Genomic DNA, 26,958 nt, shown 5'->3' with positions numbered 1-26,958 from the left:
GCCATGGCTAGAGATTACGTCAAGGAGATCGCACTAGAAGACCTCGATGCTTACATCGAGAGCATCGAGTCGGTCGACGTCGACGACCTGCCGACTTTTCTGGATGTGATCCCGCCCATCGTCGTAGATATGGTCCGTGGCGACATCCTGGGCGCGATCATGCGCAATTCAAATGCCGTGATCGAGGCCACCGCCATCGGCGCCAGAGTGGATCGCGCCTGGCTTGGCGCGCAGAAACCGGACGTGCTGGTGGAGCTCGCCTCCCGCGTGCTGGAGGTGAACTGGGATTTTTTCGTCCAGCGCGTGCTGCCCGCGATCAATCAGGCGGCCGAGCGGCTGGCGCGGATCGTCTCTGGTGGCACGAGTGGGTCGCCCGACTCGTCGGCGCAGGATTCGACTACGCAGCCGTGATGAAGATGCCGTGGACGCTGGCGCGCGATTTCGCCGAAGCCGTGGTGCGGATCGAGCGCGAGAAGCTCCTCGCAGCGGCGGTGGCGGCGCGGGCCGCGCAGGCGGATGAAAAGGGGTGGGAGAAGTGGCTGAAGGCGGTCAGCGCATGAACAGGATGCGGCCGAGCATCCTCGGCCAGCGCCAGCCGACGCCTTCGGCGATGCCGAGCACGATGCCCAGGATGAGCACGCAAGCCCACGTCATGACGATCCAGCCAAGGCCGCCTGCCCACAGCAGGAAGGCTGCCGCAGGCATGGCGACGAGCAGCGCGCCCGTGAAAAGACCGGAGAGGATGGACTGACACATGGCGACCGATACTACCATCGCCATCCGCCTCGCGCTAGAGGGCAACCAGCGTGTCAAGGCCGCGCTGCGCGACGTCGAATCGCAGTCCGACCGGCTTGCTCAGGCGCTGCGCCGCATCGGTCATTACGGCGCAGCCGCTTTTGCGTTTTCGGGTCTCAACAACAGCCTGTCCGGCCTTGCGCAACTGGCCGATCAAGTGCAGGCGGTCAATGCGCGGCTCAAGCTTTCCACGGACGGCCTGCGCGAATTCGTCGCCGCGCAGCAGTTGGCCTACCGGGTCGCGGCGCAGACGGGCGCGGGCTACGAGGCGGTGGCCACGCTCTACACGCGGCTCGCGCAGGGCGCGCGCGGCTTCGGTCTCACGCAGGAACAAGTGGCGCGCACCACGGAGGCGACCGCGCTGGCGCTCAAGGTCTCAGGCGCTTCAGCGGCCGAGGCCTCCTCCGTCATCCGCCAGTTTTCCCAGGCGCTGGGCGCGGGCGCGCTGCGTGGCGACGAGTTCAATTCCATCATGGAGAACGGCGGGCGGCTCGCCCAGGCGCTGGCCGATGGCCTTGGCCTGCCGATCGGCCGCCTGCGCGAGCTGGCCGAGCAGGGTCTGCTCACCACGGACATCATCACGCGCGCGCTCGAATCGCAGCGGCAGAAACTAGCCGACGAAGCCGCGCGCATGCCAAATACGATAGGCCAGTCGCTCTCCGAGGTGCGCGACCAGTTTAGCCGCGTGGTCGATGAGTTCAATCGGGCGACGGGCGCGACGGCGGGGCTGGCCAGCGGCTTCTCGGCGCTGGCGCAGCACATGCAGACGGCGCTGGGGGTGGCGGGTGTCGCCGCCGCCGGGGCCATGACGGCCGCCATCGTGCGCGGCGCGCAGGCGGCGCGCACAGCCATCGGCGAGATGCTGGCGAAGATCGCCGCCGACCGGCAGGCGGCGATTTCGGCTCAGGCCGTGACCGCCCACGAGGTGGCCAAGGCACAGGCCATGCTTGCGTCAGCCAATGCAGCGGTCGCCGCATCGAGCGGCATGGCGCGTCTTTCCGTCGTGCAGACGCAACTTGTCCCGGCGCAGCAGCGGCTCGCCGCCGCTCAGGCGGCGCACAATGCGGCGATGGCCGCCGGAACCGGCATCACGCGCGGCCTGTCCGCGGCGCTTGGCCTGGTCGGCGGCCCGCTCGGCCTGATACTCACGCTGCTCACCGCCGGAGCGACGGCCTGGGCCATCTGGGGCGATCGCGCGAAATCGTCGGCTGACAAAGCCAGGGACGCCATCGACGCGGCGCGTGAGGCCGCCGAGCGGCTGCGCAAAGAGGAGCGATTCGGCACGGGCGACGCCGCCATCTTCCGCGAGAGCATCGCCGCGCTGGAGCAAAAGGAGCGGCTGCTCAATGAGTCCGTGGCAAAGGCCGGTTCGAAGGCGGCCGCCGAGGAACTCAAGCGGGTGCGCGCAGAACTCGCCGCGCGCAAGGATGAACTTGCCAAGATCGAAGCGCGCGAAAAAGCGCTCGGCGGCCCTACCGTACTGGGCGCGGAACTGCTCGGCAAGCAGTTCGACCAGTACATCGACCAATATCGCAAGAAGCTCGACCCGCTTTCCGCCGCGCTCAAGGAGCTGCGTGAGCAGGCCGCGAAGGCCGGGATCGCGTTGAATTCCGATAAGTTCAAGCAAGCCGAGGCATTGGTGCGCAAGTCGTTCGAGAAAAGCGAAACCCGGCTGCCCTCCCTCGCCGATGCCTTCGACGCCGAACTCGCCCGCCTCAAGGACGGCTTGAAGACGGCCGAAAGCGTGATAGAAGCGTCCTACAAGGGCCGTTTTATCACCGAAGACCAGTACTGGCAGGCCAGGGCCGAAACCCAGCGCCGCGCGCTCGATCTGGAAGAGCGCGACCTCTCCGACAAGCTCGCCGCGCAGCAAGACCTGATCCGGCGGCTCTCCGCCGTGAAGCCAAAGGACGCCAAAGAGCAGGCCGAGATCGCAGACAAACTGCGCGAGGCGACCGGCAGGGCGGCTGAATTGCAGGCGCAGCTCGATGCCCTGAATGACCGCCGGGTGGCGGTTGATCTGGCGATCCAGGTCGATCGCGCCAGGCTGGACAATGAACTGGCCGACATCAAGGCCAGGCTCGCACAGGAGTTCGCCCAGGCCACCGGCGCCGAGACGCCCGAGATGCGCCTGGCCGCCATCCGCCGCGAGTACGACGAGCTGCTCGCCCGCTTCGGCGACGACCCGGCCTTGCGCGAGCTGGTGGACAAGCTCGTGCCGGTCAAGGCCGCGCAGGCCAATCTCGCCGCGCTGGAAGCGAAGTGGCGCGAGGCCATCGAGCGCATGCGCCAGGCCCAGGACAACGCCAACGTCTTGCAGCAGGCTGGCACGCTGACTCCCGCGCAGGCGCAGGCGCGCATCGAGGCCGCCGCGCGTGAGACCAAGGGCGCGCTGGAGGCGCTATTGCCCGACCTGGAAGCGGCCATGCGCACGCTCTTCCCGCCCGAGGAGGTGGCGCGGCGCATGGAGAACCTGCGCGCCGAGATTCTCAAGACCCAGCCGGTGGCCGATTCGCTGATGACCAAGGTCGCCGGGCAGATGCAGGATGCCTTCTCGACCGCCTTCGGCGACATCGTGACCGGCACGAAGAAGGTGTCGGACGCCTTCCGCTCGATGGCGCAGTCCATCCTGCAGTCGCTGGCGCGCATCTTCGCGCAGCGGGCGGCGGAGCAGATATTTGGCTGGCTGTTCCCTTCCTTCGGCGGCGTGAAGAAAAACGCGCAAGGCGGCGTCTATAAGTCCGCATCGCTGGCGCAGTATGCCAACCGTATCGTCGCCGCGCCGACCTTGTTCACCTTCGCCGCCGGCGGCGTCCCGCGCCTGGGGCTGATGGGCGAGGCCGGGCCGGAGGCCATCATGCCGCTCAAACGCGGGCCGGATGGCAGGCTGGGCGTGGAGGCGCATGGGGCGGGCAATGTCGTGGTCAACGTCGCTGTCGACGCCTCCGGCTCGCGGGTCGAAGGCGATGCGGGCAGCGCGCGGCAACTCGGCGACATGATCGCCGGCGCGGTGCGCGGCATCCTGGTGGCGGAGAAGCGGCCCGGCGGGCTGCTGGCGGGGGCCTGAGATGGCAGCGTGGGGCTGGCCCGTCGTCGCTGGCGAGCGCATGGAGATGAGCCCGCGCGTGCGCGTGACACGCTTCGGCGACGGCTACGAGCAGCGCGCGCCGGATGGCATCAACACCCTGCTGCGCAAGTGGAGCGTGCGCCTGGCGGCGGACGAGGCGACGGTCAAGGCGGCGGATGACTTCCTGCGCGCGCGCGCTGGCGTCGAGGCGTTCGACTGGACGGCGCTGGATCACCTGCCCGGCAAGTGGGTGTGCCGATCCTGGAGCGTGTCATACGGGCCTGGCGGCGGCGCGGAGCTGGCCGCGACCTTCGAGGAGGTGGCGCTGTGAGCATCCAGGCCGACATCCAGCAGGCCCAGCTTCCAGCCATCGTCGAGCTCTATGAGCTGGATACGACCGTCGTGGGCGGCATGGATGTGCTGCGCTTCACCCCGCACGGCCCGAACGAGCTGGGCGGCGACATCGTGTTCGGCGGGCTGACCTATACCAGCCTGCCAATCGAGGCCTCCGGCTTCGCGCGTTCCGGCCAAGGCGCGCTGCCGCGCCCGAAGCTGGCGGTCGCCAACGTCAGCGGGCTGGTGGGCGCGGTGGCCGACGATCTGATCGGCGCGAAGCTCATCCGCGAGCGCACGTTCATCAAGTATCTCGACGCGGTCAACTTCGCCGGCGGCAACCCGCAGGCCGACCCGAACCAGGTGATCGACCGCGAAATCTGGTTCGTCGATCGCAAGGCCACCGAGAACAAGCTGCTGGTGGAGTTCGAGCTGGCGGCGGCCTTCGACCTGGCCGGCGTGATGCTGCCGCGCCGCCAGTTCGTGCAGAACGTCTGCCCGTGGCGCTACCGGGGGCCGGAGTGCGGCTACACCGGCGGTGCGGTCGCCGACGAGAAAGACCAGCCGACCGCCGACCCGGCAAAAGACCGCTGCGGCAAGCGGCTCGCTTCCTGCAAGCTGCGCTTCGGGCCATACGCAGAACTCCCGTTCGGCGGCTTCCCTGCCGTGGGGCTGCTGCGATGATCGACTTTTCTCCCATTCTCGATGCCGTGCGCGAGCATGCCGCGCGCGAGGCTCCGCGCGAGTGCTGCGGGCTGGCGGTGGTGGTCAAGGGGCGGCTCAAATACTGGCCCTGCCGCAACATCGCCGGCGAGGCCGAGTTCATGATCCATCCGGAAGACCAGGCCGCCGCCGAGGAGGCTGGCGAGGTGGTGGCGGTGTGCCACAGCCACGTGCATCTGCCGCCCGTGCCATCGGAAGCCGACCTGGTGATGTGCGAGGCGACAAACCTGCCGTGGCTGATCGTCGCGCACCCGGCGGGCGCGCATCAGGTGATGGCGCCATCCGGCTACCGCGCGCCGCTCATCGGACGGCCCTTCGTGCATGGCGTGCTGGACTGCTTCGCGCTGTGCCGCGACTACTACCGCGAGGTCTGCGGCATCGAGCTGCCCGACTACCGGCGCGAGGACGACTGGTGGCTCAAGGGCGGCAATTTGTATCTCGATAACTTCGCCGAGGCCGGGTTTATCGAGATCGCGCCGGATGATCTGCGCCCGCACGACGCGGTGCTGATGCAGGTGGCCAGCCCCGTGCCCAACCATGCCGGGGTGATCGATGCCGATGGGTATCTAATCCACCACTGTCACGGCAGGCTCTCCAGCCGAGATGTCTATGGCGGCTATTGGCGCAAGGTCACCACGCACGTACTGCGCCATCGGAGCATCTTGCCATGAGGACCGTGCTGCTCTATGGCCATCTCGGCAAGCGCTTCGGACGCCGTCACCGATATGAGGTGCGCTCGCCCGCCGAGGCCGTGCGCGCATTGTGCGCGACGCTGCCCGGCTTCCGGCAGCACGTGATCGAGCGCTCCAGGCCAGGCTACCGCGTGCTCGATGGCAAGGCGGCGCGCGACCTTGACACGCTGGCGATGCCTGCCGAGGACGACATCCGCATCGTGCCGGTCACGGCTGGCGCCGGGCGCGGGCTGGGCAGCGTGATCCTGGGCGCGGCGCTGCTTGGCGCGGCGTTTTTCACGCTCGGCGGAGCTGGCGCGTTCTTCGATCTGACGGCCAAGGCTGCGTTCGCGGCCGGCGGCTCGACGATGGCGGCCTTCATCGCCGGAAACATCGGCATGTCGCTGATTCTCGGCGGTGTCGCCCAGATGCTCGCGCCGCAGCCGAAGACGCCCGGCGCGCCGGAGCGACCGGAAAACCGCCCGTCCTACGCCTTCGATGGGCCGGTTAATACCGCCGCGCAGGGCAATCCGGTGCCGGTGTGCTACGGGCGACTCATCGTCGGCTCGCAAGTAGTCTCTGCCGGCATGGCCGCCGAGGAGTACGCGACATGAACGATCTGATCGTGCGCGGCGCGGGCGGCGGTGGCGGCGGCAAGGGCGGCGGTGGCGGCTCTTCCCATGTGCCGACCGAAGCGCCGAACACGCTACGGAGCCGCGCCTACGCGCGCGTGATCGATGTGCTCTCCGAGGGCGAGATCGAGGGCCTGGTCGATGGCCTCAAGAGCATCTATCTGGACAATACGCCGATCCAGAACGCCGACGGCACGCTGAACTTTTCCGGGGTGTCGGTCGCCTGGAGGAACGGCTTGCCGACTCAGGCCTACGTCCCTGGATTTGCGGCGGTCGAGAACGAAATCGCCGTGGCGACCGAGGTCAAGGCCGCCGCGCCGGTGGTGCGCGCCATCACCAACCCGAATCTTTCCGCCGTGCGCGTCACCGTCTCGGTGCCGCAGCTCTCGTACCAGAACCAATCGACCGGCGACCTGTCTGGCACGTCCGTCGAGATCGCCATCGACATCGACAACAACGGCGGCGGCTGGCAGGAAGTCAAGCGCGACACGATCTCCGGCAAGACGATGAGCCGCTACCAGCGCAGCTACCGTATCGACCTGCCAGCCCCTGGGCCGTGGCAGGTGCGCGTGCGGCGCATCACGGCGGATGCGACCCAGGCCAATGTCCAGAACAAGACCTTTTGGGACAGCACCACCGAGATTATCGACGCCAAGCTCCGGTATCCGCATTCCGCGCTGGTGGCGATCCAGATCGATTCGGCGCAGTTCAACCGCATCCCGCGCCGAGGCTACGACATCCGGGGCCTGCGCGTGCGCGTGCCGGTCAACTACGACCCCATCGCGCGCAGCTATAGCGGCGTCTGGGACGGCAGCTTTAAGATCGCCTGGACGGACAACCCGGCATGGTGCTTCTACGACTTGCTCACGAACGAACGCTATGGCCTCGGCCAGTATCTGGACGCAAGCCAGATCGACAAGTGGGCGCTCTACGAGATCGCGCGATATTGCGACGAGCTGGTGCCGGACGGCTTCGGCGGCATGGAGCCGCGCTTTACATGTAACCTCTATTTGCAGACGCGGCAAGAAGCCTATACGGTCATCCAGCAAATGGCGGCGATTTTCCGTGGCATGGCATGGTGGGCGAACGGCACGCTCACCTGCTCGCAGGATGCGCCCGCCGACCCGGTGGCGCTGTTCAACGCCGCCAACGTGGTCGATGGGATGTTCACCTATTCCGGGTCGTCGGCGCGGCAGCGTCACACCGTCGCGCTGGTGACCTGGAACGACCCGGCGGACATGTATCGCCAGAAAATCGAATACGTCGAGGACGAGGAAGGCATCGCCAGGTTCGGCGTGCGCGAAACCGAGATCGTCGCGGTGGGCTGCACCTCGCGCGGCCAGGCGCACCGTGTCGGACGGTGGCTACTCTATACCGAGCGCTCGGAGACCGAGACGGTCACCTTCCGCGCCGGTCTCGAAGGGGCGCTGGTGTGGCCGGGCGCGGTGATCGCGGTGCAGGACGCCGCCCGCGCCGGTGTGCGCTTCGGCGGCCGCGTGCTCGACGCGACCACGACCGCCGTGACGCTCGATGCGCCGGTGACCATCGAATACGGCAAGAGCCACACGCTCTCCGTCATGCTGACCGACGGCGTGGTGGCCAGCCGCGCGGTGACCAACGCGCCCGGTCAGGCGTCTGTGCTCGCGCTCGATTCTGCCCTGCCTGCCGCGCCGGTCGCGGGCGCGGTGTGGGTGCTGGCCGCCTCCGATCTTGCGCCGACGCTCTGGCGTGTGGTGGCATTGCGCGAAGTGGATTGGCATCAGGTTGAGGTGACGGCGCTGGCGCACCAGCCCGGCAAATACGACGCCATTGAGCGCGACATCGTGCTCGATCCTGTGCGCACCACGCTGCTGGGAGAGCGGCCGCAGCCGCCGACCGGGCTGGCGGTGACGGAATCGCTCTACCTGCTCAATCCGGCCGTGGTGGCAGGGCGCGCTACGCTCTCATGGACTGGCTCCGGCGCACGATACGAAGTGCGCTGGACACGCACGGACGGCCTGACGGGATCTGCCGTGACGGATGGCGCGTCCATCGACATCGCGCCCGTTGAACCTGGTATCTACGATTTCTCTGTCGTGGCAGTGGACGCGCTGGGCCGGCGCTCTGCGCCCGCGACCATCCGGCGCGAGATTTACGGCATCACCGCCGCCCCTCAGGATGTAACCGGCTTTACCGTCCGGCCGCTGTCCGGCATGGCGTTCGCCGCATGGGATCGCGCCACCGATCTGGACGTGCTGGTCGGCGGCGACATCGAGATCCGCTGGTCGCCACTCATCAGCGGCGCGATCTGGGATGCCGCCGTCGTGCTGCCGGACGGCGCCCACAACGGCGGCGCGAGCAATGCCGTCGTCTCGCTCGCCCAGGGCACCTATTTCGCCAAGTTCGTCGATTCCGGCGGCCACTACAGCGCCAATGCCGCAAGCTTCGTGATGACCGAGGCGATCCTGACGGGCTTTCAGACCGTGGCGGCCAGCGTGCAGCATCCGGCATTCGCCGGGCAGATGAGCGGCATCTATCGCGACGGCGGCGCGATCCGGCTCGCCAACGCGACCGCCATCGACGACTACGGCGACATCGACGATCAACAGGACATCGACACCGTTGGTGGCATCGTATCCAGCGGCGAATACGCCTTCGATGCCGTGCTCGATCTCGGCACGTCGGCCGCGCGGCGCTTCCAGGCGCACGTTCAGGCGCTGTCCTACGATGCCGCCAACATGATCGACGCGCGCACGCAGCCGGTGGACGACTGGCTCAACGTGCATGGCGACATCAACGACTGCAGCGCGACGGTATTCGCGTCCATGTCTGACGACGGCGCGGTCTGGGGGCCGTGGACGCCCTTCATCACCGCCGATTTCGCAGGGCGCTACGCGCGCTTCAAGGCCGCGCTCACGTCCGGCGACCAGCAACACAATATCGCCGTCTCGGAACTATCCGTGGCGGCCAAGATACCCGCATAAGGAGATCGCATGGCGCAACATGACTACCTGATCGACAACCAGCCGGGCGCGGCCTTCCGCGCCGACCTCAACGCGGCACTCGCTGCCATCGTCAGCAACAACAGCGGCGCGACCGAGCCGGCCACCACGTATCCATTTCAGTGGTGGGCTGACACCACGAGCGGCAAGCTCAAGCTGCGCAACGCTGCGAACGCCGCATGGATCGAGATCGGCAGTCTGTCCGATCCGAACCTTGGGCTGGCGCTCAAGGGCGCGATCGCGGCGTCCGGCCTCACGATGTCGAGCGGCAAGCTGTTGGGGCGCACGACGGCTGGCTCTGGGGCGGTGGAGGAAATCATTATAGGCAGCGGGCTGGTGCTTTCCGGCGGCGCGCTGGCCATCAACCAGTCAGCCGCTCTCATCTACGATCCGGTTGGCCTGGTACAAGTTCAGACTGGCGGCGGCGCAGGTTTCTACCAGCGCGTGGACGAAAATTTCAACCCGCTCACGTATGGGAAAGAGGCGTTCGTGTCGCATGCGACATATCGCGGCATCGTCGAGCAAATCATCGACGGCCAGTGGATGGTCAAGATTCCGAAGTTCTGGTTCAAGGCCGGAACGGTGCCATCCGGGGCTTACGCTGGCAAGGAATACTGGATGATTTCGCCGGTGGCGAAGACCGGTTTTACTGTCCACCCGGCTTTTATCGGCGCGGGCGGCGTCGAGCTGGATCAAATCTGGGTCGGGAAATACAAGGCAGGTTACGACGGATCGAGCAAGGCGACGTCCGTGCCGGGCGTTGCGCCGATGGTGTCGATTGACTTTCCGACTGCGCGCGCCCGTGCCTACGCACGCAATACCGGCGGCGTGTCTGGATTCCGGCTGTGGTCGGTCTACGACCTTGCCGCCATCCAGATGCTCGCATCGATCGAAATGGGTGGTCTTGATATACAGTCGCTCATCGGGGCTGGTCATACCGCTGGATCATCCGCAGTCAATACCGATCACGCGCTGGAGCTGCAAGCCTCATGGCGCGGTCTGTTTGGTCTGTGGGGCAACGTCTGGCAGATGTGCGATGGTCTCAAGCGTAATGGCGGCACATGGTGGCGCTGGCAATACAACGTGCCAGGCAACACCACGACCAATGATTTTTCCACCGGCTACACCAACACCGGGCGACCGGCGCTCACGACTAGCGGCTATCCGGCCACGTTCGACACCACGCTTCTTGGCGCTGGCGTGATCGTACCTGCAACGGTCAATGGCACGCAGTCCGACGGCTCGACAGGCGATTATCTCTATAGCAACACCAGCACCGATGATCGCATCGCCTACTACGGCGGCAGCTGGGTTAACGGCGCGGACGCCGGGCTGTTCTGCCTGTACGTGAGCAACGCGCCGTCGAACGCGTACGGCAACTTCGGTGCCCGCCTGGCGAAGGTGTGATGAGTCACGGCATGACGGGTCACGACGCAAGCGACGCGCCGACGCGCGTCGCGTCAGAGGCTTACGAAGACCGTCTGCCGCAGGCGTATGTAGAGCTTTTAACACTGCTGGAAGATATGGACGTGTACGTGCACCAGATCACGCAACACTGGCCCAAAGTCGAGCGCCACGGTCTGGCCGCCGATGTTCGCGCGCAGATGACCGTGCTGCACCGCCTGGTGGCGGTGGCGTGGAAGCGGCGCAGCAAGGCGGGCGCGCTGTTCGACTTGGACGTCGAGGTGCACGTGCTCAAGACATTGATCCGCAAGGCGTACAGGCTGGGCTACATCAATGCGCACCGCATGGAAGTATGGAGCCGTCACGCTGCGGAACTCGGTCGTCGTGTCGGCGCGTGGCTGCGCCACGAGTCGGCCAAGACGAAGGGGAGCGGCCTGTGAACGGCGGCAACTGGGATAACGGCGCGTACGCCGGGCTGTTCTGCCTGAACGTGAACAACGCGCCGTCGAACGCGAACAGCAACATCGGTGCCCGCCTGGCGATGGACACTCTGGCCAGAAGCGGCGTGGCCACGGCTGCGCCGACCGCGCCATATCCTTCGGGGCCGCTCTCCTGCCCAGCGCTGCCGGGCGAACATGAACAGGGCGCAGCGGGCCGCATGCTGGCTGCGTCCGCCCTATTCGAGCGCATCACTGCCTGGGAAAACATTCTTGCCGCTTGGCATGATGCTCGCAGAGGCAAGCGAGGATCGGAGGAGGTGCGCCGCCTCGAACTCGACATCGAGGCAAACCTGATCAGTCTGCACGAGCATCTGTTGCGCGGCACATGGCAGCCGGGCAATCCGCGCCGGTTTTGGGTGCGCGACCCAAAGTGGCGCGAGATCACCGCGCCACCATTCGCTGATCGCATCGTGCATCACGCCATCGTGCGCGTGATCGAGCCGCTGTTCGAGCGCCGGTTTATTGCAGACAGTTATGCCTGCCGTAAAGGGCGCGGAACCCATGCCGCTGTGATGCGAACGCAAGCCTTCCTTCGGCGAGCGAAGCGCCGCTGGGGCGGTGGCGCATACGTGGTCAAGTGCGACGTCAAAAGCTATTTCGCCAGTATCCAGCACGACATCCTGATGCGCCAGATCGAGCGCGTAGTCGAGTGCCAGCGGACGCTCGCGCTGCTGCGGCGCGTCTTTGGCGGCTACGGCTTCGATGGCGTCGGCCTGCCGGTAGGGGCGCTGACCAGCCAGCTCGCGGCCAACATCCTGCTCGATGCGCTGGATCACCGCATCAAAGACGACTGGGGCGTGCGCGAGTATGTCCGCTACATGGACGACTTCATCCTGATCGCGCCTGACCGCGAAACGGCGCGCGCTTGGCTGGACGCCATCGGTGACGAACTCGCCGCGCTTGGTCTGCGGCTCAATCCAAATAGCGGCTACTGGCCGCTCAAGAGGGGCGTCGATTTTTGCGGCTATCGCATCTGGACGACGCACATCCGCCCGCGCCAGCGCGCCATCCGCGCCTGGAAGCGGCGGTTGCACGCGCTGTCTGTCAAGTGGCGAATGGGCGCTGTCTCGCTTGCCCGGTGCCGCGCCGCTGTGATGTCCATGCTGGCTGTCATGCGCTGGGCAAACGCCAGTAAGACGACAGCGGCACTTCTCGACCGTTTTATCCTTACCAAGGAGACACGCTATGCAATTTGACTCTGAAACCTGGACCGTCAAAGACGGCGAAGTAGCTATTCCCGTGCCGCAGCGCCCGCACCCCGCCACCCTGCGTGTCTGGCGCGTGCCGACGAACTACCGTCCAGACGGGTTTTTTGTTACCGTGCAAGGCCCCGGCGAGCCGCAGGAACTGCCGGCGTGCGACCTGCGCGCGTGCGAACTCGCGCTAGAGGAACAGATCGACGCGCATCCGGCCGCAGGCCTGGATGCGGCTAAAGCAGCCAAGCGGGAACGGATCAATGCCGAGCGCGATGCGAAGTGCGTTGCAGACGTGACCGTGCATGACCGCCGGTGGCAAGCCGATAAGCGCAGTCAAGAGCTGCTGGCGCAGGCCGTTTCTCTTGCCCAAGCCGGGCTGCCGCTTCCTGCTGTCTGGCGCGATGCCGACAACAACGACATGCCCGTCACCAGCATCGCCGATCTGCTCGCCATCGCGGGTGCTATCGCGCAACAGGTGCAGGCTGCCTACGCAGAGTCATGGGCGCGCAAGGCTGCGGTCGATGCGGCGACGACCATCGAGGAGGTCGAGGCAGCGTGAAAAAGCGCCTGCTCAACCTGCTGATCGCCATCGATCAGTTCTTGTGGGTGGTATTCACGCTCGGCAACGGCTCGCCGGACGAGACGATCAGCGCGGCGGCGTACCGCATGGAAAGTCAAGGCAAGCTAGCCGGCCGCATCCTGCGCCCTGTCATCGATGCTATTTTCCTGGCGCTTGAGCGTGACCACTGCCGCCTGAGCTACGAGAGCGAGGTATCCGGATCGCAACTGCCGTCCGCCTACCGTGCACGCATTCCGTGAGACAAGTTTTGTCGCATACAATGCGTGCACGTCGCAAATAATGTGAGCCAGCGTCTCAAATAATTTGTGCACGCCTACCGCCAGGGCTGGTGGCTGCAAATGGCGGTCAACCTGCCGGTGACGGTGCTGCTCGAGCCCCGCTTCCTGGCCTCGCTCAGGGCGATCCTGGCCCGCCATGACGGCGCCGGCAGCCTCACCTTCGAGATCACCGAAAGCCTGTTCCTGAGCGATTACGAACGCCTGAGCGCGGTGCTCGGCGAGATTCGCCAGATGGGCGTCGGCTTTTCCATCGACGACTTCGGCACCGGCCATTCCTCCTTGAGCCGCCTGCGCAAATTGCCGGTGAGCGAGCTGAAGATCGATCGCTCCTTCGTCATGGACATGGAAAAGAACAAAGACGATCTGGTCATCGTCGAATCCACCATCGAGCTGGCCCACAACCTGGGCCTGGAGGTGGTCGCCGAGGGGGTCGAAAGCGAGCAGGCCCTCGCCCAGCTCATGCACCTGGGCTGCGACCTGGTCCAGGGCTTCCACGTCGGCCGGCCGATGCCGGCGGACGCGGCCGAGACCTTCATCCGCACCGCGGGCTACAAGATCCCGTCGGCGCGCAGCGAGGCGGCCTGCACCGGCAACAGCGCGGCCTGAAGCCAGGTCCGGCTCACGCCCGCCCGCCCAGGCGCCGGATGGTTGCCCGCAGCCACCAGACCATGACCAGGCCCGGCACTGCGGCCAGGGTGGAGAAGACGAAGAACATGGGCCAGCCGATCGCTTCCGAGAGCACGCCCGAAACGGGACTGACGTAGATGCGGCCGACCGCCGCCAGGGCCGAAAGCAGGGCGTAGTGGGTGGCGGTGAAGCGGTGGTTGCACAGGCCCATCAGGAGCGCGACGAAGGCCGCGGTGCCCATGCCGCTGGACACATTTTCAAAGGCGATGGCCGCCAGCAGCAGGCCGTCGATCTCGCTTGCGCTATCCAGTGCGACGAAACCCAGATCGAACGGCGGCAGGGTGAAGCTGCCCCAGGCCCCCTTGCCCGACACCGCCAGCAGCCAAAAGCCGAGGTTGGATATCAGCTGCAAGAGGCCGAAGGCGAGCAGGGCCTGGTACAGGTTGATCCGCAGCATCAAGGCGCCGGCGGCGAGCGCGCCGAAGATGGTGAGCCAGAGGCCGATCACCTTGTTGACGATGCCAACCTCGGCCTGGCTGAAGGCCATGCCCTTGATCAGGAAGGGCGTGGTCAGGGTGCCGGCGAAGGCATCGCCCAGCTTGTAGAGCACGATCAGGAGCAGGAAGGCCCAGGCGGCCGGCTGTCTGAAGAAGCTTTCGAGCGAGCGGTTCAGGGTCTCGAAGCCGACCCGGCGCGCCGCCCAATACGCCAGGGGCAGGGCACCGGCGATGCCGGCCAGGATGAACAGGAGCTGGATCCATTTGTTCGGGTCGTGCGGATCGAGCCCGAGCAGAGTGAGCAGGCCGCGCGCGAGGAACCAGCCGACGGCGACGCCGGCGACCATGGCGCCAAAGCCGGCCAGCTCCTTCTTCGGGTCGGAGGCGAGCGGCTTCGACGCGCCACTCACCCGCGGCAGGGTGAGCAGGGAGAGGCCGGCCGCCGCCAGCATGATGCCGGCCATCACCATATAGACCTTGGACCAGCTGCCCCATTGCTCGGCCCAGATCAGGGCGACACCGCCGGCCAGGATCATGGCCAGGCGATAGCCGAACACCGAGAGCGAGCCGCCCAGGCCGCGCTCGTGCGGATCGAGCACGTCGGTGCGGTAGGCATCACACACCACGTCCTGCGAGGCGGAGAGGAAGGCGATGAGCAGCGCCGCCAGGGCGAACAGGCCGGGCGTGGCGCTGGGCGACAGCCCGGCCATCCAGGCCAGGGCCGCGGCCAGGCCGAGCTGGGTCAGCACCAGCCAGCCGCGCCGGCGGCCCAGGAACGGCGGCTCGAACCGGTCCATCAGCGGTGCCCAGAGGAACTTGAAGGTGTAAGGCACGCCGACCAGGCCGAGAAAACCGATGGTGGCGAGGTCCACCCCATCCACCGAGAGCCAGGCCTGCATGGCCTGGCCGGTGAGCGAGAGAGGCAGGCCGGAGGCGAAACCGAGAAACAGCACGGCGGCCAGGCGGTGGAAGGCGGCGAAGGACTGGGGCATCAGAGCTCGGCGGCGTAGTCCACGATCAGGGGCGCGTGGTCGGAAAAGCGCTCGGCCTTGTAGACCGAGGCGTCGCGCGCCGCCGCCGCGATGCCTGGCGTGGCGATCTGGTAGTCGATGCGCCAACCCACGTTCTTGGCCCAGGCCTGGCCGCGGTTGCTCCACCAGGTGTAGGCCTCGCCCTCGGCCTCGGGATAGAGCCGGCGGTAGGTGTCGACATAGCCCAGCTCATCGAGCAGCCGGGTCATCCAGGCCCGCTCCTCGGGCAGGAAGCCGGAATTCTTCAGGTTGCCCTTCCAGTTCTTGAGGTCGATCTCCTTGTGGGCGATGTTCCAGTCGCCGCAGAGGATCACCTCGCGCCCGGATTGCCGGAGTTTTTCCAGGTGCGGCCAGAAGCGGTCCATGAAGCTGAACTTTACCGCCTGGCGCTCCTCCGAACTGGAACCCGAAGGCAGGTAGACCGAGACGATGGAGGTATTGCCGAACCGCGCTTCGATGTAGCGGCCTTCCATGTCGATGTCGGCGATGCCCAAACCTTCGACGATCTCATCCGGCTGGCGCCGGCAATAGAGGCCGACCCCGCTGTAGCCCTTCTTCTCGGCGTAGTGGAAATAGCCGAAATAGCCTTCCGGGTTGAGCATATGGCGGGTCATGTCGCCGACCTGGGCCTTGAGTTCCTGCACGCACACCACGTCGGCGTTCTGGCCGGGCAGCCAGTCGAAAAAGCCCTTGCGCGCGGCGGAGCGGATGCCGTTGAGATTGGCGGTTACAATTCGCATCGTTATTGCTTCGAGTGCCCGAAATGCAGGACTACAAAAAGGATTTCATCGAGTTCGCCATCGAGCAAAAGGTGTTGCTGTTCGGCGAGTTCAAGACCAAGGCCGGCCGGATGAGCCCCTATTTCTTCAACGCCGGCCTGTTCAACGACGGCGCGGCCCTGAAGCGTCTGGGCGAATTCTACGCGAAAGCCATCCTCGATTCCGGCGTCGCCTTCGACGGCCTGTTCGGCCCGGCCTACAAGGGCATCCCGCTGGTCGCCACCATCGCCGTGGCCCTGGTCGGGCTGGGCCGCAACGTGCCGTTCTCGTTCAACCGGAAAGAGGCCAAGGACCACGGCGAGGGTGGCCACATCGTCGGCGCGCCGCTGGCGGGCCGCATGCTGATCGTCGATGACGTGATCTCGGCCGGCACCTCGGTGCGCGAATCGGTGCAGCTGATCCAGGCGGCGGGCGCCATGCCCTGCGGCGTCGCCATCGCGCTCGACCGCATGGAGCGCGGCCAGGGCGAGCTGTCGGCGGTGCAGGAGGTCGAGCGGCAGCATGGCCTGCCGGTGATCAGCATCGTCAACCTCGACGACCTGACCGCCTATCTGGAGGGCAGGCCGGAGTGGCAGTCGACCCTGGCCGCGATCCGCGGCTATCGGGCGCAGTACGGGGTGAAGTAAGGCCGGGCTAGGAGCCTGTCGGACTTAACACCCCTTGCGCGCCGGCCCGCTGCGGGCCGGCCCTTCGGGTTGCCCCGACAAAGCGCGTCTGCGGCGTTGCGAAGCTTGCGAAGGGAACGACCATTCGCCACGCTTCGCGCCTTGCATCCATCGCTTTGTCGGGACAACGCGCATGGGGGATTAAGTCCGACAGGCTCCTAGGCGCAGTTGCCCATGGGTTCGGGCCGGTGCAGGCCATAGCCCTGGGCGTAGTCGACGCCGATCTCGCTCAGTCGGTCGCGGATGGCCTCGTTCTCGACGAACTCGGCGATGGTCTCCAGACCCACCACATGGCCGACCCGGTTGATCGATTCGACGATGGCATGGTCGAGCGGGTCGTCGACGATGTCGCGGACGAAGGCACCGTCGATCTTCAGGTAGTCGGCCGGGATGGCCTTGAGATAGGAGAATGAGCTCAGGCCGGCGCCGAAATCGTCGAGGGCGAAGCGGCAGCCCTCTTCGCGCACCCCCTGCATGAAGCTGATGGCGCGGCTCAGGTTGCCGATGGCCGCCGTCTCGGTCACCTCGAAGCAGAGCATCTCCGGCGGCACGCCGGTCGCCCGTAGCCGCTGGCGCAGAAAATCGTAGAAGTCGTCGTCGTTCAGGGTGACGCCGGACAGGTTGATGAAAAAGCCATGCCGACGTTTCATCAGCTCGCGATTCCGGGTCAGAAACTCCAGCAGGTGGCGCACCACCCAGCGGTCCACCGCCGGCGACAGGTTGTAGCGCTCGGCCGCGGGCAGAAAGACGCCGGGGCTGATCAGCTGGTCCTGCTCGTCCCGCATGCGGATCAGGAGCTCACAGCAAGTGTTTTGATTGCGGCCTTTTTGCAACGGGACGATGCTCTGTCGGTAGAGGGCGAAGCGGTCGTTTTCCAGCGCCCACTGGATGCGCGATACCCAGTGCATCTCGCCGCGCCGGCGCTGCAGTTCGGCATCCTCCGCCCGGTAGACGTGCAGCCGGTTGCGGCCGTGGTCCTTCGCCGTGTAGCAGGCGATGTCGGCGTTGCGCATCAGGTCGTCGACGCTGACGTCGTGCGCGGTGATCGGCGCCAGGCCGATGCTGCCGCCCACGCTGAAGGTCTTGCCGCCCCAGCTGAAGCGGAACTCATTGATCGCCTGCAGCAGTTTTTCCGCCACCTGCACCGCCTGGTCGATCGGGCAGTTTTCCAGCAGCAGGCCGAATTCGTCGCCGCCCAGGCGGGCCAGGGTATCGCTCTCGCGTACGTGTTCCTGCAGAACCAGGGCCAGCTGTTTTAACAGCTCGTCGCCGGCGACGTGACCGCAGGTGTCATTCACCACCTTGAACTGGTCGAGATCGAGATAGAGCAGAGCGTGCTCGGTGTTCCAATCCTTGGCGGTGCGCAGGGCCATGGTCAGGCGCTGCTCGAAGCGGTGGCGGTTGATCAGGCCGGTGAGGGAATCATGGAAGGCCAGATGGTGGATGGTCTCCTCGGCCTTGCGGTGCTGGTGGCGGACCTCGGCCTCGCGCAGCTCCCGTTCGATCGCCGGGGCCAGCCGCGCCAGATTGTCCTTCATGATGTAATCGCTGGCCCCGGCCTTCATGGCGCTGACCGCGGCATCCTCGCCGATGGTGCCGGAGACGATGATGACCGGGATGTCCAGCTGCGCCTCGCGCACCCGCTGCAGCACGGTGTCGGAGCCGAAACCTTGCAGGTTGTGGTCGGTGATGATGACGTCCCAGCTCGGCGACTGCAAAGCCATGTCGAGCTGCTCGGTAGTGTCGACGCGGTGGATGGTCGGGTTGTAGCCGCTGCGCTTGAGCTGGCGCTGCAGGAGCAGGGCGTCGTCTTCCGAGTCCTCCACCAGAAGGACATGCAAGGTCTTGTCCATGGTCAGTTCGTCTGCAAAGTCGGTGGCGGCTCGTTCAGTTGCAGCCAGTAATGGGCCACGGAGCGCAGGGTTTCGGTGAATTCGTTGAAATCGACCGGCTTGCGGATATAGCTGTTGGCGTGCAGGGTATAGCTGGCGCGCAGATCGCTGTGCTCGTTCGAGGTGGTCAGGATCACCACCGGTTGGGCTCGGGTGCGCGGGTCGGCGCGCAGGCGGCGGAGCACTTCCAGGCCGTCGATCTTCGGCAGCTTCAGATCGAGCAGGACCACCGGCGGCTGTTCGCGGATATCGCGGCCGGCGTGGCTGCCGGTGCCGAACAGGTAGTCCAGCGCCTCCAACCCATCGCGCGCCACCACCACCTCGTTCATGATGCGGTTCTTCTTCAGGGCGCGCAGGGTCAGGGCCTCGTCGTCCGGGTTGTCCTCAACCAGGAGAATGCTTTTGTGCGCTGGGATCAATCCGCCTCCTTGCTTATTGTGGCGGCCATTGCCGCCCGCCCCGATCACTCGGGATCATTGATTTTAATCATAAAGTAAATCGCGCCCGCCTGCGGCCGAAAATGCTGCCCACCCGGCCGGATCGTCAGTTCCGCGCCAGGCCGATGGTGAAATAGAATGTGGCACCCTGTCCCGGTGCGCTCTCGGCCCAGATGCGCCCGCCGTGGCGCTGGACGATGCGGCGCACCGTGGCCAGGCCGATGCCGGTGCCCTCGAATTCATCCCGATGATGCAGGCGCTGGAAGGCGCCGAACAGCTTGCCGGCGTGGGCCATGTCGAAGCCGACGCCGTTGTCGCGGACGAAGTAGACGGTTTCGCCATCCTGCCTGCGGGCGCCGAATTCGATACGCGGCGCCTGGGCCTTGGCGCTGAATTTCCAGGCGTTGCCCAGCAGGTTTTCCAGTGCGGCGCGCAGCAGGCCGGGATCGCCCTGGGCGGTCAGGCCGGCCTGGATCTGGACCTCGACCGTGCGCCCGGGCGTGGCTTCGCGCAGCTGGTCGACGATCTCCCCGGCCAGGGCCGAAAGATCGACCGGGGCCGGCTCCAGTTTGGCGCGGGTGAGGCGCGAGAGCCTGAGCAGGTCATCGATCAGGGCGTTCATGCGCTGAGCACCCTTGTGGATGCGGTCGAGCAGGTCGCGCCCCTCGGCATCCAGTCGGTCGGCGTAGTCCTCGCGCAGGGCATTGGCGAAACCGTCGACCGCCCGCAAGGGTGCGCGCAGATCGTGCGAGACCGAATAGGAAAAAGATTCCAGTTCCTGGTTCAGGGTGAGCAGTTCCGCAGTGCGCTCGGCCACCAGGGTTTCCAGGTGGTCCCGATAATGCTGGAGCGCGGCTTCGGCCTGCTTGCGTGCGCTGATGTCGCTGACGCGACCGAGGAAGATCACCCGATCGCGGTCGGGCACCTCGGCCACCGCCAGGTCGATGGGGAAGCGGCGGCCATCCTTGCGCAGGCCCTCGAGTTCGCGGCTGGAGCCGATGATATGGGGAATGCCGGTCTGCCGGTAGCGCGCAAGATAGTCGGCGTGTTCGCTGCGATAGGGCTCGGGCATGAGCAGGGCGAGGTTCTGGCCGATCACCTCCGCCGCCTCATAGCCGAACATGCGCTCGGCCGCCCGGTTGAAGGACAGGATGCGGCCCTCCTCGTCGATGCTGATGATGCCGTCGGCGGCGTTGTCCAGGATGGCCTGGGTGCGTCGGGACTGGCGCACCAGATGGTTGATGGTATCGGCCAGCCGGCGCCGCATCGCCTCGAAGGCGCTGCCCAGCTCGGCGATTTCGGCGAAGCCGTCCTCGGGCAGGGGCATGTCCCAGCGACCTTGGCGCAGGGCGCGGGCGGCCTGCTCGAGCTGGACCAGGGGGCGGATCACATAGCGGTTCAGAAACCAGCCCGTGAGCAGCACCAGCAGCAGCAGCGCCGCCATCTCCGGCAGCCGGCTGAGCAAAATCGCCCGGCGCACCTCCGCCCGACCGCGGCTAAGATCGTAGACCACATAGACCAGGCCGCGCTGCGAGCTGCGCACCTCATCCGGCCCGGCCGGCAGGTCGAACGGCAGCAGCACGTCCATGCGCAGGCCGTCCGGGCTGACGCGGTAGTCGGGCAGGCGGCCCGCCGCCACGCGGCGCGCCCGGGCCGGATCGAATTCCCCGAGCAGCCCGGCCGCCTGGCGGCCGCGCCAGTCATGGCGCTGGGCAGCCAGGATCTCGCCGCCGGCCGAAAGGATCAGCACGGTCTCGGCATACGGATGGCTGGCCAGTTGGGCCAGGGTGGCCAACACCATGTGCGGGGCGCCGAGCCAGCCCTGTTCCGCCACCCGGGCCAGGTGGGCCGCCTCGCCCAGCAGATGGCGCTTGGCCTCGGTGCTGAGCAGGGCCTGCCGGGTGTGCAGCGCATTGAGCAGACCCAGGCCGCCGATGATCAGCAGCAGACCGGCCAGCAACAAGGGCAGGGCCAGGCGCAGCGACAGGCGGCTCATGGGGCCCCCGGCAGGAAACGGCCGTCGGCCAGCTGTGCCAAATCCGGCATGGCCGAAAGCAGGCGGGCCGAGCGCATGGCGCGGCTGACGGTCTGCGCGGCCGGGAGCAGGCGCGGGTTCGGACCTGCCAGCCAGGCCCGGTTCTCCGCCCGGTCGATCAGGTGGATGCCCTGCAGGGCACGCAGCACCTCGGCCGGTGTCAGCCCCAGATGCGGGGCCATGCGCTGCGCGGCGGCCTCGGGCTGGCGCTGCAACAGGTCCAGGGCCTGGAAATAACCCGCCACCAGTTGGCGGAAGGTCCGAGGCGCGGCCGCCAGGGCGTCGGCCCGGGCGACCAGGACATCGACGATCAGGCCGGGCAGCTGGCGGCTGTCGAACAGGCGCTCGGCGCCCAGGGCCTGCAGCTGCGTGGCGTAAGGCTCGAAGCTGACCACGGCGTCGACCTGTCCTGCCCGGTAGGCCGCCGTTTGCCGGTCGGCGGTGAGCGGCACCTTGACCAGCTCGGCCGGCGCCAGGCCGGTGGCCTCCAGCAGCTTGGCCAGCATCAGGGCGCCGGCGGCGGTCTCCTCGACGCCGATGCGCTTGCCCTTGAGCCCGGCCAAGCGGGTGATGCCGGGTCGCACCATGACCACGTCGGCGCCACGCGAATCGTCGAACACCAGGATCACCCGCACATCCAGGCCGCCGGCGCGGGCCAGCAGGCATTCGTCCAGGGTCAGGGCGGCGGCCTCGACCTGGCCCGTGGCCAGCGCCATCAGGCTGGCGCTGTTGGAGGGGTATTCGACCAGGCGCAGGGCCGTGGCATCGTAGACGCTCTGTTCGCGCGCGAGAAACAGCGGCGCGTAGCCGATCCAGACGATACCGGCCACGCGCACCAGGGGCTCGGGCCGCTGACAGCCGGCCAGGCCGAACGGCCCGGTGGCCAGCAGGCCGGCCGCGCCCAGGTGCGCGAGGAAACGGCGCCGCGGCGGCGGATGCTTGGCACTCATGATTCGGACGCCTCCGCGTTTGCCGTCCCCGGCTGGCCCAGCGTGAAATAGAAGGTGGCGCCCTGGTTCGGCGCCGCTTCGGCCCAGATCCGACCGCCGTGGCGGTGGATGATGCGCTGCACCGTGGCCAGGCCGATGCCGGTGCCCTCGAAGTCATCGCGATGATGCAGGCGCTGGAAGGCTGTGAACAGCTTTTTGGCGTATTGCATGTCGAAGCCGATACCGTTGTCGCGCACGAAGTAGACCGGCTGGCCATCCTGCTCGACGCGGCCGAATTCGATGCGCGCCGCCGGGGTCTTCGAGGAGTATTTCCAGGCGTTGCCCAACAGGTTTTCCAGTGCGGCGCGCAGCAGGCCGGGATCGCCCTGGGCGGTCAGGCCCGGCATCACCTCGGCCTGCATCGAGCGCGCGGGTTCGTCCGCGCGCAGATGCTGCAGGATGTCGCGGGCGAGGGCGCTCAGGTCGACCGGCTGGGACTGCAGCGGCGCGCGGCTCAGGCGCGAGAGCTTGAGCAGGTCGTCGATCAATTCGCCCATGCGCTGGCTGCCGCTGCGCACGCGTTCGAGATAGCCGCGGCCGGTCGCGTCGAGCCGGTCGCCATATTCTTCCAGCAGGGCCAGGGCGAAGCCGTCGATGCCGCGCAGCGGACCGCGCAGATCGTGGGAGACGGAATAGGCGAATGCCTCCAGCTCCTGGTTCAGCCGCTTCAGCTCGGCCGTGCGCGCTTCGACCATCTGTTCCAGGTGGCTGCGGTAGCGCGCCAGCTCGGCCTCGGCCTGTTTGATCTCGGTGATGTCCTGTACCGTGCCCAGCGAGCGGAGCGGCTGGCCGTCTGCGTCATAGTCGGTGCGACAGACCTCGCGTACGTACTTGATCCGGCCATCGGCCATCAGCAGGCGATGGACGATGTCGTAGGGCGTGCGCTGGCGGACCGATTCGGTATAGGCCCGGTTGACGAAATCGCGGTCGTCCGGGTGCACGGTGTCGACAAAGGCTTCGTAGGAGGCGCCGAAGCGCTTGGGATCGATCTCGAAGATGCGGAAGATCTCGTCGGACCAGGTCAGGTGGTTGGCGCTCAAGTCCAGTTCCCAGCTGCCGATCCGGGCCAGCTGCTGGGCCTCGGCCAGGCGCGCCTCGCTTTGGCGCAGCGCGGCCTCCGCCTGCTTGTGCTGGCGGATGTCGCGCATGACCGTGGAGAAGTATTGCACCTGGCCCGCAGCATCGCAGTGGCTGAGGATGAGCTGAAAGACCGGAATCTCCTTGCCGTCGATGCCTAGCAGCGCCGTCTCGCCTGCCCAGTGGCCGTCGCGGCGCGCGGCCGGCAGGCCCTGGTAGAGGATCGCTTCGGCCGCCCATTCGGGATGTAAGGCTGGAATCTTGAGATGGCTCAGGGCATGGTTGCCGACGCCGGTCAGCGTCCGGCCGGCGCGGTTCAGGTAGAGCAGGTTGCCCTCGGGGTCGGCCATGCTGACCAGGTCGGGTGTCGCCTCCATGATCGAGACCAGCCGGTCGCGCTCGCTCTCGGCCAGCTGCTGTCTGGCCAGGGCCTGCTTGAGCTCGGCGTTGGACTGGTCGAGCGCCTCGCTCCGGGCCCGCAGGGTGACGGATTCCCGGTGGTAGAGCAGGACGCTGCGGGTGAGGGCGATCCAGAGCCCGGCCAGAACGAGGTAGGCGGTGCCCAGTTGCAGGATCAGTTGCTGGCGTTCCTCCCGTAGGGGGGTCAGGTCCTTGACCAGGCTGAGCCGCGCCTCGCCGGCATAGGAGTATTGGATGTCGGTCGCCAGGCTCAGCGCCGCCTCGCTGGGCTGGCTGCGTTGATAGGTGCTGATCAGAAAGCCGTTGCTCGTCTGCAGGCGCAGGGCCACGATGTCGGGCCGGCTCTTGCCCCATTCCACCAGGGTATTGGCGATATCCTGGTAGTTGCCATGCAGCAGGTCGCTCTTGACCAGCGAGGCGAGCAGGCCCAGTTCGCGCTCGCCGGCGTTGCGGGCCATGGCCTCGCCTTTCTGCCACTGGCTCTGCACCAGATAGACGGCGCCGCCGAGCAGGAGCAGCAGCAGAGCGGCCAGGATCGGCCAGACGTAGTGGGGGCGGAAATAGAGCATGGCGGGTCTCAGCGCGCGGCGTCGATGTTGCGCACCATGCGGCGCAGGCCGGCGTAATCCTTTTCGCTCGCCGGGATGAAGGCGTCCAGGCCCTTGTGCAGCGAGCCCAGTATCGCCGCGCCGCCCGGCCGCTGCTTGAGTGCCAGAATGGCATTGCGCAATTGCCGGACCATGTCGGCGGGCAGGTCGGCCCGGGTCACCAACAGGTGATCGGGCGTCGGCGGTGTCGTGGCCAAGGCCCTGAGACCCTGCGCGGCATACTCTTCGAATACCTCTTGCTTCATGGCGCCGGCATCGAAATCGCCGGCCAGCAGGGCGAGGGCGACGTTCTTGTGCGAGCCGAGAAACTTGTGTTCGGCCAAGGCGCTCAAGGGCACGCCGGCCTCCTTCAGCATGGCTCGTGGCACGAAATGGCTCATGGTCGATTCCGGGTCGCCGAAGGCGAAGCGCCGGTTTTTCAGTTGTTCGAGCGTACGGATCGGGCTGTCCCGGCGGACGGCGATGACGCCATAGAGGTGGGGGCTATGGTTGACCTCAAAACGCCCAAGCAGGGGTTTGCTGCCGAAGCGCTCGAGCATGCGGACATAGGAGGCCGGCCCCAGGAAGGCGATGTCCACCTGGTTGCGGCCGATGGCCTCGATGTGCTCGTCGTAGCTGCCGCCGACCCGGACGGCTACGGGCTTGCCCAGAGCTTGGCCCAGATAGGCCGCCAAGGGGGCGAAGCGCTGCTCGATTTCCTTGGCGGGAAGATAGGGATGAACGGCTAAGACCAGCGCCATGTCGGCGGCCAGGGGCGCGGATGCCGCGCCGCCGAACAGAAAGCAGGCGAGCAGCCCCAGGCAGGCACGCAGGATTCTCATTCGACTACCTCCGTGGTGTCGGCTGTCATTTGGCCCACCATAGCGTCCTCTGCGGGACGCTTTCCTGGATAGTAGACGAAATCGGGAGGCGGCGTGGGGGTGGCCCTGCTGCAAGCAGGGCTATTGCTCAGCCGGCCAGTTTTTTCTTCAGCAACTCGTTGACCTGGGCCGGGTTGGCCTTGCCCTTGGTGGCCTTCATCACCTGGCCGACCAGGGCGTTGAAGGCCTTGTCCTTGCCGGCGCGGAATTCCTCGACCGATTTCTGGTTGGCGGCCAGCACCTCGTCGATGATCTTCTCGATCTCGCCCGAGTCGGACATCTGCTTCAGGCCCTTGGCCTCGATGATGGCGTCGGCCTCGCCGCCCTCGGTCCACATCGCCTCGAACACCTGCTTGGCCAGCTTGCCCGACAGGGTGCCGTCCTGGATGCGGCCGAGCAGGGCGGCGAGGCTGGCCGCGCCGATCTTGCTGGCGCCGATGTCCAGGCCTTCCTTGTTCAGGGTGCCGGAGAGCTCGCCCATCACCCAGTTGGCGGCGAGCTTGGCATCGAGCTTGGGCATCCTGGCGACCACGGTCTCGTAATACTCGGCCAGGGCGTGGGAGGCGGTGAGGGTGTTGGCATCGTAGGTGGACAGGCCCCAGTCAGCTTGATAGCGGGCCTGCTTGGCCTGCGGCAGCTCGGGCAGCTCGGCCTGCATCTGCGCGATCAACTCGTCGTCGAGCCTGACCGGCAACAGATCAGGGTCGGGGAAGTAGCGGTAGTCGTGCGCCTCCTCCTTGGTCCGCATCATCCGGGTCTCGCCGGTGTCGGGGTCGAACAGCACCGTGGCCTGGACGATCTTGTGGCCGTCCTCGATCTGTTCGATCTGCCAGCGCACTTCATAGTCGATGGCCTGCTCCAGGAAGCGGAAGGAATTGAGGTTCTTGATCTCGCGCCGGGTGCCGAATTCCTTTTGGCCGACCGGGCGCACCGAGACGTTGGCATCCACCCGGAAGGAGCCTTCCTGCATGTTGCCGTCGCAGATGCCGATCCAGGTCACTAGGTTGTGCAGCGCACGGGCATAGGCCACCGCCTCCTTGGCCGAGCGCATGTCCGGCTCGGACACGATCTCCAAGAGCGGCGTGCCGGCGCGATTGAGGTCGATGCCGGTCATGCCGTGGAAGTCCTCGTGCAGCGACTTGCCGGCATCCTCTTCCAGGTGGGCGCGGGTCAGGCGCACGGTCTTGATCTCGTCGCCGACCTGAATGTCGATGCTGCCGCCCTCGACGATGGGCAGCTCGAACTGGCTGATCTGGTAGCCCTTGGGCAGGTCAGGGTAGAAGTAGTTCTTGCGGGCGAAGATGTTCACCCGGTTCAATTTCGCCCCGATGGCCAGGCCGAACTTGATCGCGCGCTCGACCGCGCCCTTGTTCAGCACCGGCAGCACCCCAGGCAGGGCGAGGTCCACCGCGCAGGCCTGGGTGTTGGGCTCGGCGCCGAAGGCAATCGAGGCGCCGGAGAAGATCTTCGACTTCGTGGTGAGCTGGGTGTGGACTTCGAGTCCGATGACGGTTTCCCATTGCATGGCGTGGTTTCCTGGTTCGCTTGCCGTCATTCCTGGTCGAGCTGTCGGTCGCGCCGCTGGCGCAGGCCGGCCGGCATCTCCAGGGTTTCCGGGTCCCAGCCCTCCAGCGCGAGCACGTCGGCCAGGCATTGCTCCATGACGGCATGGGCCTCTCGGGTGGCGGCGGCGATGCGTTCGTGCACCGTCCGCTCGTTGGTACCGGATTGCAGGCATTGTTGCTGGTAGGCGTGCAGGCCGCGCAGCTTGGAGATCTGGTCCGCCACCTGGGCCGGGCAGGCGCAGACATAGATCATGCCCTGGGTCTTGATGCTATGCAGTTGCTCGGCGCTGAAATGCAGCTTGAGTTCGTTCATGGT

The 26,958-nt window shown here is 66.7% G+C and carries 26 protein-coding genes; 15 read left to right on the top strand and 11 right to left on the bottom strand.

Annotated elements, in window-relative coordinates:
• Nucleotides 1–3: 3 nt before the first annotated feature.
• Entirely contained in the window at nt 4–411 is a 408-nt protein-coding gene (locus tag EL388_RS13485; RefSeq protein WP_126463896.1) for a hypothetical protein, read from the top strand.
• Nucleotides 411–560 carry a hypothetical protein gene (locus EL388_RS14000; protein WP_165919219.1) on the top strand — a complete coding sequence of 50 codons (150 nt, stop codon included), beginning with the start codon at nt 411–413 and terminating at the stop codon, nt 558–560. The genes EL388_RS13485 and EL388_RS14000 overlap by 1 nt, the downstream gene beginning before the upstream one ends.
• Here the strand turns inward: EL388_RS14000 and EL388_RS13480 are convergent.
• Entirely contained in the window at nt 550–756 is a 207-nt protein-coding gene (locus EL388_RS13480; RefSeq protein ID WP_126457885.1) for a hypothetical protein, read from the bottom strand. The genes EL388_RS14000 and EL388_RS13480 overlap by 11 nt on opposite strands.
• Here EL388_RS13480 and EL388_RS13475 point away from each other — a divergent pair.
• The 12 genes from EL388_RS13475 to EL388_RS13420 all read left to right on the top strand — a co-directional run bounded on the left by EL388_RS13475 (nt 755) and on the right by EL388_RS13420 (nt 13,766).
• Nucleotides 755–3,862, top strand: a complete 3,108-nt coding sequence (locus tag EL388_RS13475; protein ID WP_126457888.1) for a tape measure protein — start codon at nt 755–757, stop codon at nt 3,860–3,862. The genes EL388_RS13480 and EL388_RS13475 overlap by 2 nt on opposite strands.
• A 1-nt stretch (nt 3,863) precedes the next feature.
• Complete coding sequence (locus EL388_RS13470; protein WP_126457891.1) at nt 3,864–4,193, top strand: phage tail protein; 330 nt, start codon at nt 3,864–3,866, stop codon at nt 4,191–4,193.
• Nucleotides 4,190–4,879, top strand: a complete 690-nt coding sequence (locus EL388_RS13465) for a phage minor tail protein L (protein ID WP_126457894.1) — start codon at nt 4,190–4,192, stop codon at nt 4,877–4,879. Before EL388_RS13470 ends, EL388_RS13465 begins: the two co-directional genes overlap by 4 nt.
• A complete protein-coding gene (locus EL388_RS13460) occupies nt 4,876–5,589 on the top strand; it encodes a C40 family peptidase (protein WP_126463895.1) in 714 nt (237 codons plus the stop codon). Before EL388_RS13465 ends, EL388_RS13460 begins: the two co-directional genes overlap by 4 nt.
• Nucleotides 5,586–6,203 carry a tail assembly protein gene (locus tag EL388_RS13455; protein WP_126463894.1) on the top strand — a complete coding sequence of 206 codons (618 nt, stop codon included), beginning with the start codon at nt 5,586–5,588 and terminating at the stop codon, nt 6,201–6,203. The genes EL388_RS13460 and EL388_RS13455 overlap by 4 nt, the downstream gene beginning before the upstream one ends.
• Nucleotides 6,200–9,184 (top strand): TipJ family phage tail tip protein, encoded by a 2,985-nt coding sequence (locus EL388_RS13450; protein ID WP_126463893.1) that lies wholly within the window; start codon nt 6,200–6,202, stop codon nt 9,182–9,184. Before EL388_RS13455 ends, EL388_RS13450 begins: the two co-directional genes overlap by 4 nt.
• Before the next feature lie 9 nt (nt 9,185–9,193).
• The gene (locus EL388_RS13445; RefSeq protein WP_126463892.1) at nt 9,194–10,609 is read left to right on the top strand and encodes a hypothetical protein; all 1,416 of its coding nucleotides are present in this window, start codon (nt 9,194–9,196) and stop codon (nt 10,607–10,609) included.
• 11 nt (nt 10,610–10,620) lie between these two features.
• Nucleotides 10,621–11,046 (top strand): four helix bundle protein, encoded by a 426-nt coding sequence (locus tag EL388_RS13440; protein WP_165919136.1) that lies wholly within the window; start codon nt 10,621–10,623, stop codon nt 11,044–11,046.
• Complete coding sequence (locus EL388_RS13435; protein ID WP_197721792.1) at nt 11,043–12,302, top strand: reverse transcriptase/maturase family protein; 1,260 nt, start codon at nt 11,043–11,045, stop codon at nt 12,300–12,302. The genes EL388_RS13440 and EL388_RS13435 overlap by 4 nt, the downstream gene beginning before the upstream one ends.
• Complete coding sequence (locus EL388_RS13430) at nt 12,292–12,861, top strand: DUF4376 domain-containing protein (RefSeq protein ID WP_126463890.1); 570 nt, start codon at nt 12,292–12,294, stop codon at nt 12,859–12,861. Before EL388_RS13435 ends, EL388_RS13430 begins: the two co-directional genes overlap by 11 nt.
• Nucleotides 12,858–13,121, top strand: a complete 264-nt coding sequence (locus EL388_RS13425) for a hypothetical protein (RefSeq protein WP_126463889.1) — start codon at nt 12,858–12,860, stop codon at nt 13,119–13,121. The genes EL388_RS13430 and EL388_RS13425 overlap by 4 nt, the downstream gene beginning before the upstream one ends.
• 66 nt (nt 13,122–13,187) lie before the next feature.
• Nucleotides 13,188–13,766 carry an EAL domain-containing protein gene (locus EL388_RS13420; protein ID WP_232019138.1) on the top strand — a complete coding sequence of 193 codons (579 nt, stop codon included), beginning with the start codon at nt 13,188–13,190 and terminating at the stop codon, nt 13,764–13,766.
• A 13-nt stretch (nt 13,767–13,779) separates the two neighbouring features.
• Here the strand turns inward: EL388_RS13420 and EL388_RS13415 are convergent, their stop codons facing one another.
• Both EL388_RS13415 and EL388_RS13410 read right to left on the bottom strand, forming a co-directional pair.
• Complete coding sequence (locus tag EL388_RS13415; protein ID WP_126463888.1) at nt 13,780–15,276, bottom strand: AmpG family muropeptide MFS transporter; 1,497 nt, start codon at nt 15,274–15,276, stop codon at nt 13,780–13,782.
• Nucleotides 15,276–16,055: an exodeoxyribonuclease III gene (locus EL388_RS13410; protein WP_126463887.1), complete on the bottom strand. Its 780-nt coding sequence runs from the start codon at nt 16,053–16,055 to the stop codon at nt 15,276–15,278. The genes EL388_RS13415 and EL388_RS13410 overlap by 1 nt, the downstream gene beginning before the upstream one ends.
• Nucleotides 16,056–16,078: 23 nt before the next feature.
• Here EL388_RS13410 and pyrE point away from each other — a divergent pair, with 23 nt between their 5' ends.
• Nucleotides 16,079–16,720 (top strand): orotate phosphoribosyltransferase, encoded by a 642-nt coding sequence (gene pyrE, locus EL388_RS13405; protein ID WP_126463886.1) that lies wholly within the window; start codon nt 16,079–16,081, stop codon nt 16,718–16,720.
• A gap of 197 nt (nt 16,721–16,917) precedes the next feature.
• Here pyrE and EL388_RS13400 read toward each other — a convergent pair whose 3' ends face one another.
• The 8 genes from EL388_RS13400 to EL388_RS13365 form a co-directional block, all read right to left on the bottom strand.
• Nucleotides 16,918–18,612 (bottom strand): EAL domain-containing protein, encoded by a 1,695-nt coding sequence (locus EL388_RS13400; RefSeq protein WP_126463885.1) that lies wholly within the window; start codon nt 18,610–18,612, stop codon nt 16,918–16,920.
• Nucleotides 18,613–18,614: 2 nt separating this feature from the next.
• Nucleotides 18,615–19,067, bottom strand: coding sequence for a response regulator (locus EL388_RS13395; protein WP_126464117.1), 453 nt, complete (start codon nt 19,065–19,067; stop codon nt 18,615–18,617).
• 127 nt (nt 19,068–19,194) lie between these two features.
• A complete protein-coding gene (locus tag EL388_RS13390; protein WP_126463884.1) occupies nt 19,195–21,084 on the bottom strand; it encodes a PAS domain S-box protein in 1,890 nt (629 codons plus the stop codon).
• The gene (locus EL388_RS13385; RefSeq protein WP_126463883.1) at nt 21,081–22,073 is read right to left on the bottom strand and encodes an ABC transporter substrate-binding protein; all 993 of its coding nucleotides are present in this window, start codon (nt 22,071–22,073) and stop codon (nt 21,081–21,083) included. The genes EL388_RS13390 and EL388_RS13385 overlap by 4 nt, the downstream gene beginning before the upstream one ends.
• Nucleotides 22,070–24,178, bottom strand: a complete 2,109-nt coding sequence (locus tag EL388_RS13380) for a sensor histidine kinase (protein WP_126463882.1) — start codon at nt 24,176–24,178, stop codon at nt 22,070–22,072. The genes EL388_RS13385 and EL388_RS13380 overlap by 4 nt, the downstream gene beginning before the upstream one ends.
• Before the next feature lie 8 nt (nt 24,179–24,186).
• Entirely contained in the window at nt 24,187–25,038 is an 852-nt protein-coding gene (gene phnD / locus EL388_RS13375) for a phosphate/phosphite/phosphonate ABC transporter substrate-binding protein (RefSeq protein WP_126463881.1), read from the bottom strand.
• Between the two features lie 127 nt (nt 25,039–25,165).
• Complete coding sequence (gatB, locus tag EL388_RS13370; protein WP_126463880.1) at nt 25,166–26,602, bottom strand: Asp-tRNA(Asn)/Glu-tRNA(Gln) amidotransferase subunit GatB; 1,437 nt, start codon at nt 26,600–26,602, stop codon at nt 25,166–25,168.
• A gap of 26 nt (nt 26,603–26,628) precedes the next feature.
• On the bottom strand, nt 26,629–26,955 hold the full coding sequence (locus EL388_RS13365; RefSeq protein WP_126463879.1) for a hypothetical protein: 327 nt from the start codon (nt 26,953–26,955) through the stop codon (nt 26,629–26,631).
• Nucleotides 26,956–26,958 lie beyond the last annotated feature (3 nt).

Source organism: Sulfuritortus calidifontis (assembly GCF_003967275.1).
GTDB classification, from domain to species: domain Bacteria; phylum Pseudomonadota; class Gammaproteobacteria; order Burkholderiales; family Thiobacillaceae; genus Sulfuritortus; species Sulfuritortus calidifontis.
The sequence above is the reverse complement of the archived record's forward strand: the minus strand, read 5'-3'. Positions and strand labels throughout refer to the sequence as shown.

What these genes read in the sequence shown, in the direction of transcription:
- EL388_RS13485 (WP_126463896.1), top strand. Translation starts at nt 4, where the DNA reads ATGGCTAGAGATTACGTCAAGGAGATCGCACTAGAAGACCTCGATGCT.
- EL388_RS14000 (WP_165919219.1), top strand. Translation starts at nt 411, where the DNA reads ATGAAGATGCCGTGGACGCTGGCGCGCGATTTCGCCGAAGCCGTGGTG.
- EL388_RS13475 (WP_126457888.1), top strand. Translation starts at nt 755, where the DNA reads ATGGCGACCGATACTACCATCGCCATCCGCCTCGCGCTAGAGGGCAAC.
- EL388_RS13480 (WP_126457885.1), bottom strand. Translation starts at nt 756, where the DNA reads ATGTGTCAGTCCATCCTCTCCGGTCTTTTCACGGGCGCGCTGCTCGTC.
- EL388_RS13470 (WP_126457891.1), top strand. Translation starts at nt 3,864, where the DNA reads ATGGCAGCGTGGGGCTGGCCCGTCGTCGCTGGCGAGCGCATGGAGATG.
- EL388_RS13460 (WP_126463895.1), top strand. Translation starts at nt 4,876, where the DNA reads ATGATCGACTTTTCTCCCATTCTCGATGCCGTGCGCGAGCATGCCGCG.
- EL388_RS13455 (WP_126463894.1), top strand. Translation starts at nt 5,586, where the DNA reads ATGAGGACCGTGCTGCTCTATGGCCATCTCGGCAAGCGCTTCGGACGC.
- EL388_RS13450 (WP_126463893.1), top strand. Translation starts at nt 6,200, where the DNA reads ATGAACGATCTGATCGTGCGCGGCGCGGGCGGCGGTGGCGGCGGCAAG.
- EL388_RS13445 (WP_126463892.1), top strand. Translation starts at nt 9,194, where the DNA reads ATGGCGCAACATGACTACCTGATCGACAACCAGCCGGGCGCGGCCTTC.
- EL388_RS13440 (WP_165919136.1), top strand. Translation starts at nt 10,621, where the DNA reads ATGACGGGTCACGACGCAAGCGACGCGCCGACGCGCGTCGCGTCAGAG.
- EL388_RS13430 (WP_126463890.1), top strand. Translation starts at nt 12,292, where the DNA reads ATGCAATTTGACTCTGAAACCTGGACCGTCAAAGACGGCGAAGTAGCT.
- EL388_RS13415 (WP_126463888.1), bottom strand. Translation starts at nt 15,276, where the DNA reads ATGCCCCAGTCCTTCGCCGCCTTCCACCGCCTGGCCGCCGTGCTGTTT.
- EL388_RS13410 (WP_126463887.1), bottom strand. Translation starts at nt 16,055, where the DNA reads ATGCGAATTGTAACCGCCAATCTCAACGGCATCCGCTCCGCCGCGCGC.
- pyrE (WP_126463886.1), top strand. Translation starts at nt 16,079, where the DNA reads ATGCAGGACTACAAAAAGGATTTCATCGAGTTCGCCATCGAGCAAAAG.
- EL388_RS13400 (WP_126463885.1), bottom strand. Translation starts at nt 18,612, where the DNA reads ATGGACAAGACCTTGCATGTCCTTCTGGTGGAGGACTCGGAAGACGAC.
- EL388_RS13390 (WP_126463884.1), bottom strand. Translation starts at nt 21,084, where the DNA reads ATGAGCCGCCTGTCGCTGCGCCTGGCCCTGCCCTTGTTGCTGGCCGGT.
- EL388_RS13385 (WP_126463883.1), bottom strand. Translation starts at nt 22,073, where the DNA reads ATGAGTGCCAAGCATCCGCCGCCGCGGCGCCGTTTCCTCGCGCACCTG.
- EL388_RS13380 (WP_126463882.1), bottom strand. Translation starts at nt 24,178, where the DNA reads ATGCTCTATTTCCGCCCCCACTACGTCTGGCCGATCCTGGCCGCTCTG.
- phnD (WP_126463881.1), bottom strand. Translation starts at nt 25,038, where the DNA reads ATGAGAATCCTGCGTGCCTGCCTGGGGCTGCTCGCCTGCTTTCTGTTC.
- gatB (WP_126463880.1), bottom strand. Translation starts at nt 26,602, where the DNA reads ATGCAATGGGAAACCGTCATCGGACTCGAAGTCCACACCCAGCTCACC.
- EL388_RS13365 (WP_126463879.1), bottom strand. Translation starts at nt 26,955, where the DNA reads ATGAACGAACTCAAGCTGCATTTCAGCGCCGAGCAACTGCATAGCATC.